The 14,274-nt window shown below is 65.5% G+C and carries 13 protein-coding genes and 1 pseudogene; 11 read left to right on the top strand and 3 right to left on the bottom strand.

The features are described from left to right. Positions 1–4 precede the first annotated feature (4 nt). Together U5775_RS01575 and U5775_RS01570 are read right to left on the bottom strand one after the other, a co-directional pair. The gene (locus U5775_RS01575; RefSeq protein WP_322056359.1) at positions 5–1,801 is read right to left on the bottom strand and encodes an FAD-dependent monooxygenase; all 1,797 of its coding nucleotides are present in this window, start codon (positions 1,799–1,801) and stop codon (positions 5–7) included. A gap of 60 nt (positions 1,802–1,861) precedes the next feature. Beyond that, the gene (locus U5775_RS01570; RefSeq protein ID WP_322056358.1) at positions 1,862–2,725 is read right to left on the bottom strand and encodes a fumarylacetoacetate hydrolase family protein; all 864 of its coding nucleotides are present in this window, start codon (positions 2,723–2,725) and stop codon (positions 1,862–1,864) included. A 142-nt stretch (positions 2,726–2,867) separates the two neighbouring features. Between U5775_RS01570 and U5775_RS01565 the strand changes: the two genes are divergently transcribed. From U5775_RS01565 to U5775_RS01530, 8 genes are all read left to right on the top strand, one after another. Beyond that, positions 2,868–3,629 carry a GntR family transcriptional regulator gene (locus U5775_RS01565; RefSeq protein WP_322056357.1) on the top strand — a complete coding sequence of 254 codons (762 nt, stop codon included), beginning with the start codon at positions 2,868–2,870 and terminating at the stop codon, positions 3,627–3,629. Between the two features lie 383 nt (positions 3,630–4,012). Next, positions 4,013–5,707 carry an FAD-dependent oxidoreductase gene (locus U5775_RS01560; protein WP_322056356.1) on the top strand — a complete coding sequence of 565 codons (1,695 nt, stop codon included), beginning with the start codon at positions 4,013–4,015 and terminating at the stop codon, positions 5,705–5,707. Between the two features lie 90 nt (positions 5,708–5,797). Continuing rightward, complete coding sequence (locus U5775_RS01555; RefSeq protein WP_322056355.1) at positions 5,798–6,247, top strand: nuclear transport factor 2 family protein; 450 nt, start codon at positions 5,798–5,800, stop codon at positions 6,245–6,247. 61 nt (positions 6,248–6,308) lie between these two features. Beyond that, positions 6,309–7,043, top strand: coding sequence for a glucose 1-dehydrogenase (locus U5775_RS01550; RefSeq protein WP_322056354.1), 735 nt, complete (start codon positions 6,309–6,311; stop codon positions 7,041–7,043). Positions 7,044–7,250: 207 nt separating this feature from the next. Then, the gene (locus U5775_RS01545) at positions 7,251–8,330 is read left to right on the top strand and encodes a porin (RefSeq protein ID WP_415913492.1); all 1,080 of its coding nucleotides are present in this window, start codon (positions 7,251–7,253) and stop codon (positions 8,328–8,330) included. A 15-nt stretch (positions 8,331–8,345) separates the two neighbouring features. After that, the gene (locus U5775_RS01540; RefSeq protein ID WP_322056353.1) at positions 8,346–8,768 is read left to right on the top strand and encodes a BON domain-containing protein; all 423 of its coding nucleotides are present in this window, start codon (positions 8,346–8,348) and stop codon (positions 8,766–8,768) included. 160 nt (positions 8,769–8,928) lie between these two features. Then, entirely contained in the window at positions 8,929–9,336 is a 408-nt protein-coding gene (locus U5775_RS01535; RefSeq protein WP_322056352.1) for an OsmC family protein, read from the top strand. A gap of 401 nt (positions 9,337–9,737) precedes the next feature. Further along, positions 9,738–10,937: a transglycosylase SLT domain-containing protein gene (locus U5775_RS01530; protein WP_415913491.1), complete on the top strand. Its 1,200-nt coding sequence runs from the start codon at positions 9,738–9,740 to the stop codon at positions 10,935–10,937. A 42-nt stretch (positions 10,938–10,979) separates the two neighbouring features. Here U5775_RS01530 and U5775_RS01525 read toward each other — a convergent pair. After that, positions 10,980–11,126: pseudogene (locus tag U5775_RS01525) on the bottom strand (DUF488 domain-containing protein); the annotation flags it as partial. A 119-nt stretch (positions 11,127–11,245) separates the two neighbouring features. Here U5775_RS01525 and U5775_RS01520 point away from each other — a divergent pair. The 3 genes from U5775_RS01520 (at position 11,246) to U5775_RS01510 (ending at position 14,253) form a co-directional block, all read left to right on the top strand. Beyond that, on the top strand, positions 11,246–12,634 hold the full coding sequence (locus tag U5775_RS01520; protein ID WP_322056351.1) for a uracil-xanthine permease family protein: 1,389 nt from the start codon (positions 11,246–11,248) through the stop codon (positions 12,632–12,634). A gap of 60 nt (positions 12,635–12,694) precedes the next feature. Next, a complete protein-coding gene (locus U5775_RS01515) occupies positions 12,695–13,078 on the top strand; it encodes an SgcJ/EcaC family oxidoreductase (RefSeq protein WP_322056350.1) in 384 nt (127 codons plus the stop codon). 506 nt (positions 13,079–13,584) lie between these two features. Then, positions 13,585–14,253 carry a cysteine hydrolase gene (locus tag U5775_RS01510; RefSeq protein WP_322056349.1) on the top strand — a complete coding sequence of 223 codons (669 nt, stop codon included), beginning with the start codon at positions 13,585–13,587 and terminating at the stop codon, positions 14,251–14,253. Positions 14,254–14,274: the final 21 nt, after the last annotated feature.

Here is a 14,274-nt window from a genome sequence, read left to right as displayed (position 1 = left end):
TCCCTCATGCGCCGGCCGTCGCTGCGGTACGCGCGGCGTCCTGCGCTGGCTGGCCCGGCGCCTTGCCGAGAATCTGCGAGAACACGCGCCGCAGCTCGCCCGCGGGATCGTCGGCCAGCGCCTCGGAGCGCCATGCCACGAAGCGGTCCGGCCGCACCAGCAGGCAGCCGTGGTCCTCGATCTCGCGCTGCCGCGCCCAGTCGCCATAGGCGTCGAACGTCCCGGTTCCATGCGCGATCGTCACCGCGTTCACCTCCACGCCGAACGTGTCGGCCATCTGCTTCGCGGCTTCGATCCACGCCTCTCCACCCGCGCCGGTGAGCACCGTGAACGCGCCGTGGCCGACCAGATCGAGCGTCGAGACGAGTTCGCGATCGCGCTCGATCCACGCGTGCGGAATAGAGGCGCCCGGCGTGGTCGTTGCGTGATAGTACAGCTCGGGATCGCGGGTGGGCGCGGGAAACGTCGCGCCGTCGCGCACGATCGCCGGCGACGTATAGCGCTGCCCCAGCTCGACGCCGTGGCAATTGAATTGATAGTTCTGCAAATCGATGGCCTCGGCGAGCGCCTTGCGGCGCGCGCGGCCCGTTTCGCCTTCGGAAAGCAGTTCGTCGAGCGACTTCCAGCCGTCCGCGACGCTCTGCCCTTCGGTAAAACCGAGCGCCTTCGCGATCGGCAGCATCTCGCCCACCGACTTGATGGCGCGGTTCACGACGCCCTCGGCGACCGGCTGGCGCTCGTCCGAGTAGGTCTGCAGCAGCGCGGGCGACGCCTGGCCCTTCACGATCATCGCGAGCTTCCACGCGAGATTGAAGCCGTCCTGAACCGAGGTATTCGAGCCAAGCCCGTTGGCCGGCGGATGGCGGTGCGCCGCATCGCCCGCGATCGCGACGCGGCCCTTGACCATGTTGCGCGCGTGCATGCGGTTGATCGTCCACTTCGAGACGGCCTTCACGCGGATGGGCACGTCCGGGTCGCCGATCGTCGCGCGGGCGCGTGCGATCACGGCTTCCTCGCTCAAGTCGGGCTCGCCGTCCCTGGGGTTGTACATGAACAGCAGCACCCACTCGTTCCAGGGCCGCACGCAGATCCAGGTGCCGCTGCCCACCCAGTAATCGCTGCCCGGCTGGCACATCCAGTACAGCACGCCGGGCCGATGCGCGACGTACTTCGTGAGGTCGGCCTCGAGCCAGCAATTGACCGCGCAGCCGAGCCCCATCTCGCCGTCGAGCTCGAAGCCGAGCTGCTTGACGACGAGGCTCTGCGCGCCGTCCGCGCCCACCGCGTAGTCGGACACGATCTCGAACTCCTCGCCCGTGAGCCGGTCGACCACGCGCGAGTACACGGCTTCGTCGGTCTGCCGGATCGACACCAGCTCCGTGTTGAACAGCATCTTCGCGCCATATTCGCGCGCGGCCGTGAGGATCACGGGTTCGAGCAGATGCTGGGGCGCATTGCACATCTGCGAGGGACTCGCGGCCTCGTAATCGGACTTGCGCTTGATTCCCGTGCCCCACGTTTGCAGGCGCGCGAACTCGGTGCCCGCGAAGCTCGTGGCCCACACGTTATTGCTCATCAGCGCGTGCGACGTCGCGAGCGCGCGCACGCGATCCTCGATGCCGAGATCGCGAAACACCTCGACCGTGCGCTGATTCGTGATGTGCGCGCGCGGCGAATGCGCCGTGCCCGGATAGCGCGTGATGGCCAGCACTTCAACGCCGTAGCTGGCCAGCAACGCGGCCGTGGTCAGTCCGGCGGGACCGGCCCCCACCACGAATACGGGTACGCGAATCTGTCTCATGTCTGCTCCTGTGTCCTCTATTTTGTCGGGGCCACTTGTTTGTGGCCGCTGCCCGCGCGCTCAGCGCTGCGGGACTTCGTCGCGCACGACGTTGCGCAGCACGCCAAGGCCTTCGATCTCGACCTCGCAGACGTCGCCGTCGCGCATGATCAGCTTCGGTTCGCGGGCCCAGCCGATGCCGGCCGGCGTGCCGCTCACGATCACGTCGCCGGCTTCGAGCGTGATCGCTTCGCTGATCACGGCAATCAGGGTGGCCACGTCGAACAGCATGTCGTCGGTGTTCGCCGACTGCACGACCTTGCCGTTCAGGCGCGTCTCCAGCTTGAGCCCCTTGCCGCCGGCCGGCACTTCGTCGGCGGTCACGAGCGTGGGGCCGAACGCGCCGGTGCCGTCGAAGTTCTTGCCGACCGTCCATTGCGGCGCCTTGAACTGATATTCGCGCACCGAGCCGTCATTGAACACCGAGTAGCCGGCCACGCAATCGAGCGCTTTCGACTGAGGAATGTGACGGCCGCCGCGTTTGAGCACCACGGCCATCTCGCCTTCGAAGTCCAGCGAGTCGGACACGAGCGGGCGGATCATCGGCGCGTCGTGCGCAATCAGGCTCGTGTTGAAGCGCGGAAACAGGGTCGGGTAAGAGGGCTGCTCGTACGGGCTTTCCTTCGTATGATCCGCGTAGTTCAGACCCACGCAAACGATTTTGCCGGGCCGCGTGAGGGGCGGCAGCAGCGTGACCTCGCTCGCGCTGTAGATGGTGCCGGATTGGGTGCCGGACGGCCGCCGGGCCTCGGCCCAGACCCGCAGATCCGTGCCTTGCGTCAGCAACTGCTCCAGCGTGGCATCGCCCAGCGACACGATCGTCGAGCCTTCGAGCAAGCCCAACTGACGGGTCTTCCCATCGGGCGAAAAATTCACGTAACGCATGACTTCTCCAGTTCAGGTGAGGGGTGGCGACCGGTGCGCCACCGTTGGATACAAAAGTACAAAATATATATATTTTCGTCTTTGATCGTTAACCCTAAGCTCTGCATACATAGGCGTTTTTGAATATAATCAGGCCCACCACATGCAGGAGAACTTTGTGGACATCACGCTCGACAACGCAGACACCGGCGCATCGCGCACCATGGCATCGGTGCTCGCGGACGCCATTCTTCAGGACATCGTCACGGGCGCCCTGCCGCCCGGATCGAAGCTCAAGATCCGCGAGCTCGCGGAGCGCTACCAGGCGGGCGTCATTCCGTTGCGCGAGGCCGTTTCGCGGCTCGCGATGAGCGGCTTCGTGGAGGCCGAGGACCAGCGCGGCTTCCGGGTCACGCAGGTGTCGCGCGAGGATCTCGAAGACGTGACTTCGGTGCGCCAGTGCATCGAATCCGAGGCGCTGCGCGATGCGATCGAAAGCGGCAATCTCGAATGGGAAGGCGCCGTGCTTTCGGCGTTCCATCAGGTCAACAGCCTGCCGACCGTGATTGGCGACCCGCCGCGCATGAACCCGGCGTGGGAGCGGGCTCACGACAACTTCCACACCACGCTGCTCGCCGGCTGCCGCTCGAAGTGGCTCAAGCATTTCGCGGCCACCTTGCGCGCCCAGACGGCGCGCTACCGTCATATGTCACTGGGCAGCGCGCACGCGGGGGAGCGTAACGTGGCCAAGGAGCACGAAGAGATCGTCAAGGCCGTGCTCGCGCGCGACGCGGACCTCGCCTGCGAGTTGCTGGTCCAGCATTTCGCCGTGACGACTCAACTGGTGCTCGAGCGCGCGGCTGAATCCGGCGCGCCGCGCAAGAGCCCGGCCGCCGCCGCACGCAAACGCCGCGCGACGTCCTGAATCTCCGCATGACCCGGCGCTACGGCGCCTGAAACAGCTCAACCGTGCCTCGTGCCCCGGCGCCAGCCGGCGGCTTCTCTGCGCGCACGCGCGTTCATCGCGCTCGTCGCCCTCATCGCGCCGGTGCGTGCGCGTTCTCTCTCATCGCCCTCCATCGCCATTTCGACGCGCCCGTCTTCGCGGGCGCATTGCCTTGCGTCTCGTCCGCTTCGTCCCTCGCACGACACCGTCGCCGCGTCGATCCAGGCATCGGCATACATTCCTATCGGCGCCATAGTTTTTATCTTTTTGTATATTTTTTGTTATCACGTATATTTATCGGCAGATCGGAGCCCGCCCTCGGAAGGCTCCATCGACCACCGAAAAACATATGGAGGAAGACGATGCATCAAAGCTTGAAATGGGCCGGGCGCGAGACGGCCACGCCCGCGGTACAGCCTGCGGCCAGTGACGGCGAATACGATGTCGTGGTGGTAGGCGCGGGCGGCGGCGGCCTGCCTGCCGCGCTCTTTGCGCGCTGGCTCGGGAACTCGGTGGCGCTCGTCGAGAAAGCCGACGCCGTGGGCGGCACCGCGCGCAAGGCCGCGTTCTGGTACTGGGTGCCGAATAACCATGCGATGCGCGAGGCGGGCCTCGTCGACGACAAGGACGACTGCCTGCGCTACATGGCGCGGCTCGCGCGCCCCGAGCGCTACCAGCCCGATGCGCCGCTGCTTGGCCTGGAACCCTGGGAGTACGAAGCCTTCGAAGCCATCTACGAAAGCGCCTCGCCGGCGGCGCAAGCGCTGCACGAGCGCGGCGCGCTGCGCTACCGCCATTGCGCCGACGTTACCGATTACTGGGCCGAGCTGCCGGAAAACAAGGCGCCGCGTGGCCGCGTGCTGCTGCCCGCCGACGCGTGCGAGTCGATGTCCGATGGCGGAAAGGTCGCCGTCGAATCGATGCAGGCCGCGGCGCGGCGCGACGGCGTGCAGATCATGACGGGCGTGCGCGTGCAGCGGATCGTGCGCAACGGCGCAGGCGAAGTCGTCGGCGTGCAAGGCACGCGTGCGAATGGCGATCCGCTCACGCTCGCCGCGCGCAAAGCCGTGATCTTCGCGACCGGCGGCTTCACGCACGATCCCGCGCTGCGAGCGAATTTCCTGCACGCGCCGTTCGTCGGCGGCTGCGCCGCGCGCAGCAACGAAGGCGACTTCGTGCGCATCGCCAGCGCCGCCGGGGCGCAGCTACGCAACATGAACTACGCCTGGATGTGCCCCGTCGCGCTCGAACGCGTGGCGGCCGGCGGCGACGACTTCACGGGCACCTTCTCGGTCGGCGGGGACTCGATGCTCTGGGTGAACAAAGCCGGCGAGCGCGTCGTCAACGAGAAGCTCGCCTATAACGAAATCGCCCAGACGTTCTTCGCATGGGACTCCCAGCGCGCCGAGTATCCGAACTTCGTCCAGATCGCGATCTGGGACGAGCGCAGCCAGCAACATTGCGCCAGCACGGAGTATGGCCGGCTGATCCGTCCGCGTGCGGGCAACGAGGCGTTCGAGCTGCGCGGCGAAACGCTCGACGAGTTGACCGACGCCATTCGCGAGCGCTTGCGCAAGTATGCGCATCTGACCGGAAACGCCCAGCTCCACGACGATTTCGCCACGCATCTGCGTGCGTCGATCGCGCGCTTCAATGCGTTTGCGCGCGAAGGCAAGGACCATGATTTCCACCGCGGCGACCGCCTGGTCGAGCGCATGTTCAACGGCCCGACCGGCGAGCCGCTCGACCACGGCAACCCCACGCTCTACCCGCTCGCCGACTCGGGGCCCTACTACGCGGCATTGGTAGCCGGCGGCACGCTGGATACCAAGGGCGGCCCGTTGACCAACGCCCGCGCGCAGGTCCTCGACGATCTCGGCGCGCCCATCGCCGGCCTGTACGGCGTGGGCAACTGCGTCGCCTCGGCTTCCGCGCGCGCCTACTGGGCCGGCGGCGGCACGCTGGGGCCGATCATCGCGTTCGCATGGCGCGCGGCCCACGCGGCGCACGACGAGGCCATCAAGCAGACCACGCCCGCCGAAGCCGCCCCTGGCTGAGCGCGCGCCCGCATCACGACCTCTTCCAGCCGTTCACATGACCCCGTCGCGGCGGTATGGCAATCCGCTGCGCGTTTCAAGGAGACACACATGCAGATCCAGTCGATGACCGATGAGCAACGCAAGGCCGTAGCGCTCGAATACTTCAAGCGCATGGATCGCGGCGACGAGATCCTGAGCCTCTTCGACGAGCACGCCCAGGTCTATTTCCCGAAGTGGGGCATCGCGAGCGGCCGCAGCGAAATCGCCAGACTGTTCGACGACCTGCTCGGCATTCTTGCCGAAATCGGTCATGACGTGATGTATGCGAATTTCGTTCAGCAGGGCGATCTCGTCGTGGTCGAGGCGACCTCGCACGGCCGGCTCAAGAGCGGCGAAACGTGGCGTGCCGGCACCTCGCACGCGGGGCGCTGGTGCGATGTGTTCGAAATCCGCGACTTCAAGATCCAGCGCTGCCATATCTATCTCGACCCGGACTATGCCGGCGCCGATACGGCGCGCTACCCGTGGCTCGCGAAAGACGGCGCGCGCCGCTACTGATGCGCGCACGGGTCCGGGGGTTTCACTTCATAGGGAACAGCAACCAGCAAGGAGCACGATCATGAACCGGTTCGAAGGCAAGACAGTGGTCATTACCGGCGCCGCCCGCGGCCAGGGCGCGGCCGAGGCAAGGCGCTTTTATCGCGAAGGCGCGAACGTGATATTGACCGATCTACTCGCGCAAGAAGGCGAGGCGCTCGCGCGCGAGCTAGGCGAACGCGCGGCCTTCGTCGCGCACGATGTTACCGACGAGTCGTCGTGGATACGCGTATTCGAGCGCACCGCGAGTCTCTTCGGGCAATGCGACGTGCTCGTCAACAACGCCGGCATCTATCGGCCGGCGGCGCTCGGCGACACCACGGCGCAGATGGCCGAGCAACATTTTCGCGTCAACCAGCTTGGCACGCTGCTCGGCATGAAGCACGCGATCCAGCCGTTGAGCGCAAGCGGTCAAGGGGCCATCGTCAATATTTCGTCCGTTGCCGGGCTGCGCGGCTTCGCCAATGCCATTTCATACGGCAGCACCAAGTGGGCCGTGCGCGGCATGACCAAGGTTGCGGCGGCGGAGCTGGCTCCGCACGGCATCCGCGTCAACTCGGTGCATCCGGGCTTCATCGCCACCGACATGCTCAAGGAGAACCCCGACGAAACCAACCGGATCGGCGCCGAAGCCGCACCGCTGAAGCGTCACGGCACGCCCGACGAAGTGGCCGCGCTGGTCGCCTTCCTCTCGAGCGACGAGAGCGCGTTCATTACCGGCGCCGAGATCGCGATCGACGGCGGCTGGGCGATCTAGACGCGGCACGCGGGCACCGGCGCAGCGCGCTCCGGTGCCCGCCGGTATCGCATCCGCCCGCCAGTCCTGTCTACATAAGCAGGACTACCCATCTTTACCACGATCTCGACCCGTGTGTAATACCACGCAATTTAATTAGCATTCCCTACATTTAAACCCATCAACTTCTTGCCATTCGGGTAAACGAAGACGTGAGAGGAGACACTTATGCTGCAGGAAAAAAGGCGCGCAGGGCGTCTTGCCGGATGCACGGCAGGCATGCTGCTTTGCGCGGCGGCGCACGCGCAAAGCCATGTCACGCTGTTCGGCCTCATCGACGGCGGCCTGCTGTACACGAGCAAGACGCTCGACGCCGCCACGGGCGCCAACGCCGGCAAGCAGCTTTCAATGATCGACGGCGGGTCGTCGTATTCGCAGTTCGGGATACTCGGCACCGAGGATCTCGGCGACGGAATGCAGGCCAAATTCAAGCTCGAAAGCGGGATCAGCGTTGCCAACGGGGCGCTCGCGCATTGCGACGGCAACCTGTTCGGCTGCGAGGCGTGGATCGCGCTCGACAGCCGCTATGGCGAAGTGAAGGCGGGCCTGCAATTCTCGCCGTTCTTCCTCGCGCTGTACGCGTCCGACCCGCGCAACATGTCGTTCTTCGGCAGCGGCGGCGTCAATCTCGTGGACAACGTGCTCGGCACGAGCATTTTCAGCGCGAACTCGGTCTCGTACACGAGCCCGTCGCTCTGGGGCCTGCAAACCCGTCTACTGTATTCGTTCGGCGGCAAGCCCGGCGACTTCCAGGCGGGCCGGCAATACTCCGCCAGCATCCAGTACGAATATGCGGGCTTGATGGTCAATGCGGCGATCTTCGACGGCAACAGCGGCGCCACAACCTCCACGCCCACGCCCATCGACCTTGCCGCCGAAGGCCGCACGCTCGGCGCAGCGCTCAAGTTCGGCGCCGTCACGGTGAAGGCGTCGTTCGTCAACTACAAGGTCGCCGGCTCGTTCGACAACAACGTCTATGGCGGCGGCCTCTCGTGGTACGTGACGCCCGCGCTCGATCTGGACGGCGGCGTGTGGGTGACCAGCGACCGCAACCACACGGCCAATCATTCGCTGCTGGCTGCGCTGGGCGCGAGCTATTTCCTCTCGAAGCGGACCACGCTCTACGCGCAGGTGGCCTCGGTGGACAACCACGGCGCGATGAATACGGGCTTGTCGGTCAACGGCGCGCTGTACGGCGTTGCCGGTACGACGGTGGGCGCGACGGTCGGTATCCGTCACGCGTTCTGATCAGGGAGAGATCCATTGAAACACGCTTGTTCGTTCAGTTACCCGATTGCGCTTTGCATCGCCTTGTTCGCAGCGGCGAGCGCCATAGACGCGCGGGCGCAAACGGCGCATGGCAACGTGCCGACGGCGTTGCAGCCCGTTGCGGCGAGCGATTCATTGGCCGCAACGGGCACGAAGGGCACCCAAGGCACGCAGGGCACAGCAAAAGCCGCGAAGGCCGCCAACCGGGCGCTGCGCAAAGTGGTCATGCGCCAGCTTTCACGCACGCGCGGGCTCGATGTCGACGGCATCAACGTCACGGCGGCCGACGGTGTCGTGACGCTGCTGGGCACGGTGCCCGACACCGGCCAGATCGATCTGGCCGCCGACGTGGCGCGTGACGTCGCGGGCGTACGTGCGGTCCGCAACGGCCTGACGCTGCAGACCAACGGAAAGTGAGGCCAGGGCGGCCACGCTCCGCACGCGCCGATGGCACAATCGTCCAAACCGGCACGCCCTGCGTGTCGGCTCCCCCGACCGAACCGGCGCCTCTCGCTGCCCGCCGCCCGCCTGCGGACGCCGGCCGGCACGCGAAACGCCCTGCCCCGAGGAGTGAACCATGCCGCTCGCCACCGCCACCGCCCATCTGGCCGCCGATGCGCCCAACTACGTCGTCGCCCTCGAAGCCGGGCGCCATGCGCTGACCGGCGACGAAGGTCCGCACGAGGGCGGCGAGGATCGCGGCCCGGCGCCGTTCGCGTTCGTGCTCTCAGGACTCGCCGCCTGCACGGCCGCCACGCTGCGCATGTACATGCAGCGCAAGACATGGCCGAACGCGACAATCGGCGTGGAAGTCAGCCTGCACGCCGAGGAGGACGGGACGCAGTACATCCGCCGCGGCGTTAGCGTGGACGGACCGCTCGACGAGGCGCAACGCGCGCGGCTCGCCGAGATCTGCGAAAAGACGCCGGTCACGCGCTTCATCAAGCGCGGCACGCGTATCGACACGACGCTGCGCGTAGCGTAAGGCACGCGTTATCTTTGGAGGCCTCGCGCCGCATGGACGGCGCCTTCGACAAGCATCACACGCCTATATAGTTCGAAATCCTCATTAAATAAACGCGCAATCGCCAAAGCCCGCAATTCAAAATGCATATTAAATCGCACTCTCGTTTCCAGATTGCGCCAGGCACTAAATCATGTATTTTTTGCCGAATTATAACTTTCACGATTATTTCAGCAATAAATACCGAGGGGTATTCGCCGCACGCGTCGCCATTTAACAATCTCTATTAACCGGAGCGATTCAACACCGCAATTCTCCGATAAAATCCGTACCCGAGAATCGGATGCATGCGTCATCCGCAGAAGCAGGTAAATGAAAAGGGCATAAAGGGCGCGCAAGACCACGCGCCGGCCATTAAAATCATGCAGTACCGAAAATCAGCTTCGTTCCGCGATTATCTGCGCGTATTGCTGCCCGCCTTGCTGATGCAGGCCGTCATGCTGTGCGCCGTGCCCACGCTGGCTCACGCCGATTGCATCGACGATGCGGCCTCGTTTCATCACGTCAACGTGAGCCTGATGCGCGCCATTGCACAGGTTGAATCGGGCACGCAAACCCATGCCGTCAACGCCAATAGCAACGGCACGGTCGATATCGGCCTCATGCAGATCAACAGCTCGTGGCTGCCGCGCCTCGCCCGCGAAGGCATCTCGGAGCAGAGCCTGTTCGATCCGTGTACGAATGCGTACGTCGGCGCATGGATACTCTCGGAGAATATCCGCCAGTACGGCCCCACGTGGAGCGCGATCGGCGCCTATAACGCCTCGTCGCCCGACAAGCGTCTCGCGTATGCCCGCAAGGTCTACGCCACCGCGCAATCCATCACCAGCTCGCCGGACTCGCCCATGCCCATCCTCCCGCCCTCGTATGTGCCGCCCGAGACCTATAACCCGTTCGCGACGCTGCAGGTCAACCAGGTCAAGATGAATGCGTCGCGCGGCATGCAGCCGGTTGCGGCAGCGGCACCGCCCGCCACCGCATCGGCCCCGGCGGGCGCCTTCAACTTCGGCTGGAGCGTAACGGGCGCGGATGCCGCGAAACCCGTGCAGGTCTTCGACGACGGCGCCAAGGTCTATGTCCAGTTCAGCGACATGAAGCGCGTGCCGGCCATCTTCGCGGAGACGCCGCGCGGGCGCGTGGTGCTGCGCTGGGAGGCGCAGCCGCCCTATGCGGTCATTGCGTCGCCGGAGCGCAAGCTGGTGTTCCAGATCGGCTCCGCCGAGGCGATCGCGCAGAAGACGGGCGCAGCGGCGGGAAGCGCGACGGCGCAAGCGCCGGCCACGGCGGCATCGGGAGCGAGCGTGGCCGCCGCGCCGAAGACGGCCGCTGCGCGCGACACATCGGGCATGTCCACGGATGCGCTCTGGTATGTCACGGCGTCGTCGTCGGGCAAGGCGCCTGCGCCGCAGGCCAGCGCGAGCCCCGCGCAGACCTTGCCGGTGAGCGTGCCGCAAGCGGCGACACAAGCGTCAACACAGGCAACCGGCGCAAGCCCGGCTCCGGCGCCCAGACGGCAAACGAGCGCGCCTGGAACCAGCGCGCTCTGGTACGTCACGAAGTGACATTCGCGCAAGGCGCGCGGTGAATGCGCCACGCCTTGCCGATCAAACCTCCGCGTCCGGCTCGCCAGGATAAACGAGCGTTCCATCGGCTTGCATCACCGCACCCGCGCTCAGCCGCGCGGGCTCGATCCTCCCCGCCCCCATGATGTGAAAGACCGTCTCGCCGCGCGCGATCACAGAGTCGGCGATTCATGCCTCTCGCGGCTTTTCCAGGCGCGCGCCCGGTCTTGCCGTTAAAATCTCGCACTTTCGTGCGTTTTCCGAGTTTCCCTCCTTCGACCCTTGACCGCCTGAGCCGCCGTTCCCCGATGCAACCCGCCTCCCCCGCCCAGCCCGCTTCCCACGGCGACGACGCCGCCGACCTCGCCCGCGATCTCGTCTACGGTCCCGACGACCGGCCCGCCCCCACGCTCGCCTTCGTGGCCGCCCTCCAGCACCTGCTGGCCATCATCGTGCCCATCGTCACGCCGGGCCTCCTGATCTGCCAGGCGCTGGGCGTTTCCAGCCGCGACACCACGCTGATCGTCTCGATGTCGCTCGTGATCTCGGGCATCGCCACCTTCCTCCAGTGCAAGCGCTTCGGGCCGCTGGGCGCGGGCCTCCTGATCGTGCAGGGCACGAGCTTCAACTTCGTCGGCCCGCTGATCGCGGGCGGCAGCCTCATGGTCAAAGAGGGCGCGCCCGTGACCACGGTGATGTCGGCGATCTTCGGCGTCGTGATCGCGGGATCGTTCGTGGAGATGGGCGTCTCGCGCATCCTGCCCTTCATCAAGCGGCTCATCACACCGCTCGTCACCGGCATCGTGGTGCTGCTGATCGGCCTCACGCTTATCAAGGTCGGCCTCATCAGCATGGGGGGCGGCTATGGCGCCATCGCCAAGGGCACCTTCGCGAACCCCGAGAACCTCACCCTGTCGTGCGTCGTGCTCGGCACCATCATTGTGCTCAACCGCGTGCCCATCGTCTGGGTGCGCAGCACGGCGCTCGTGATCGCGCTCGCGATCGGCTACGTGGTGGCCGGCGCGATGGGCCGGCTCGACTTCACGGGCGCGCGCGAAGCCGCGCTGTTCCAGATTCCGACCCCGCTGCATTTCGGCCTCGGCTTCTCGTGGTCGCTGTTCGTGCCGATGCTGATCATCTATCTCGTCACCTCGCTCGAAGCCATCGGCGACGTCACGGCCACCAGCAAGATCTCGAAGGAGCCCGTCGAAGGCCCCGTGTGGATGCGGCGCATCAAGGGCGGCGTGCTCGTGAACGGCGCCAACTCGCTGATCGCCGGCGTGTTCAATACGTTTCCGAGCTCGGTCTTCGCGCAGAACAACGGCGTGATCCAGATCACCGGCATCGCGAGCCGACATGTGGGCATCTGGATCGCGGGCATGCTCGTGGTGCTCGGCCTGTTCCCGCCGGTCGCGGGCGCGCTGCAAGCCGTGCCCGAGCCCGTGCTCGGCGGCGCGGCCATGGTGATGTTCGGCGCCGTGGCTGCGTCGGGCATCAATATCCTCGCGGGCGTCCGGCTCGACCGCCGCGCGCTGCTCATCATCTCGGTCTCGCTGGCGCTCGGACTCGGCGTTTCGCAGGTGCCCGAGATCCTCGCGAGTCTGCCGCACGCGCTCAAGAACGTGCTGGAATCGGGCGTCGCGACGGGCGGTATCTGCGCGCTCGTGATGAACTGGTTTCTGCCCGAGAAGTCGTAAGGGCCACGCGCTGCAAAGCCATTGCAGCGCCATTGCAACGCCACTGCAAAGGAGCGCGACATGAGCGACGACGAACGAGCCATCCGGCAGGTCGTGGAAAGCTGGATGGCCGCCAGCCAGCGCGGCGATACGGCCACCGTCCTCGGCCTGATGACCGACGATGCGGTCTTCATGGTTCCGGGGCAGGAGCCGTTCGGCAAGGCAGCGTTTGCCGCCGCTTCGAAGGGCATGGAAGGGATGACGATCGAGGGCAAGACCGGGATCGTGGAGTTGAAGATCCTCGGCGACTGGGCGTTCATTCGCAACCAGATCGACATCGCCGTCACGCCACCGGACGGCGACACGGTGCGCCGGGCCGGCTACACGCTCACGCTGCTGCAAAAAGGCGCCGACGGCCAATGGCGCCTCGCGCGCGATGCCAATCTGCTGACCGTGCGTAGCTGAGCGCACGGTTGCGCGCCTGGTTGCGCGTACAACGAAGTGAAAGCCAGATTATCCGCCACCAAACTCGGCGAATGCCGGCCGGCATTAAATCTCATCAAGTTCTTAAACCAACCCAAGCCAGACCTCAAACGGCTTATCTCTATCAAGACAAAACCGGGTCGACGATCAATCGATGCATCGGGGCTTTTGCTGCGACCTTACGCCACCCTAACCGGGCGGCCGCAGACCCCACTCCGTCCGTCAGCACGTAACGCCCTGTCTTCATTACGTTTTCCAGCTTCCCCGGCCGCACTCCAGACAGACGTTTTCAAATTATTTGTTGCTGTGCGAGCAATTATTTCGGCCCATCCCGCCATTTCGATCGACTAAAATTAATTCCGGCTGGTTGGGTTCGTTAAAATTAATCGACTATTTTAATTTACATAAATGAAGCCCGTACCGCACATTTTTATATTTTCTTGAATTTGCCATTAATAGCTTTGTTTTACTATCAAAAGGAGTTTAGCGTGAGCTCGAAATCATTCGCCGCGGAACCGTTTGCCCTGCCCTTCGATCCGCAGCGCACCGCGCTCGTCATGATCGACATGCAGCGCGACTTCGTCGAGCCGGGCGGCTTCGGCGAGGCGCTGGGCAACGACGTCTCGCTCGTGCGCGGCGCGATCGAGCCATGCAAGCGCGTGCTGGCCGCCGCGCGCGCCGCGGGGCTGCTTGTCGTGCATACCCGCGAAGGCCACCGTCCCGACCTCACGGACTGCCCGCCCGCCAAGCTGACCCGCGGCGGCGAGACCTTCATCGGCACACAAGGCCCGATGGGCCGCATCCTCGTGCGCGGCGAGCAAGGTCACGACATCATTCCCGAGCTTTACCCCGTCGCTGGCGAGCCCATCGTGGACAAGCCCGGCAAAGGCGCGTTCTATCAGACCGATCTTCATCTGATCCTGCAGAACCGCGATATCCGCACGCTGATCGTCTGCGGCGTCACGACCGAAGTCTGTGTGACCACGACCGTGCGCGAGGCGAACGACCGCGGCTTCGAATGCATCGTGCCGCAAGACTGCGTTGGGTCGTACTTCCCGGCGTTCCAGAAGGCCGCGCTCGAGATGGTCAAGGCGCAGGGCGCGATTTTCGGCTGGGTCAGCGACTCCGCCGCCATCGTCGAAGCCCTGCGGGCCTGAGCGCGGCGCCGAACGGGAGCC

Origin of the sequence: Paraburkholderia sp. J63 (assembly GCF_905220245.1) — a bacterium.
Taxonomy (GTDB): Bacteria; Pseudomonadota; Gammaproteobacteria; order Burkholderiales; family Burkholderiaceae; genus Paraburkholderia.
Note: the sequence above shows the minus strand (reverse complement) of the source record. Positions and strands in the feature narration are given on the sequence as shown.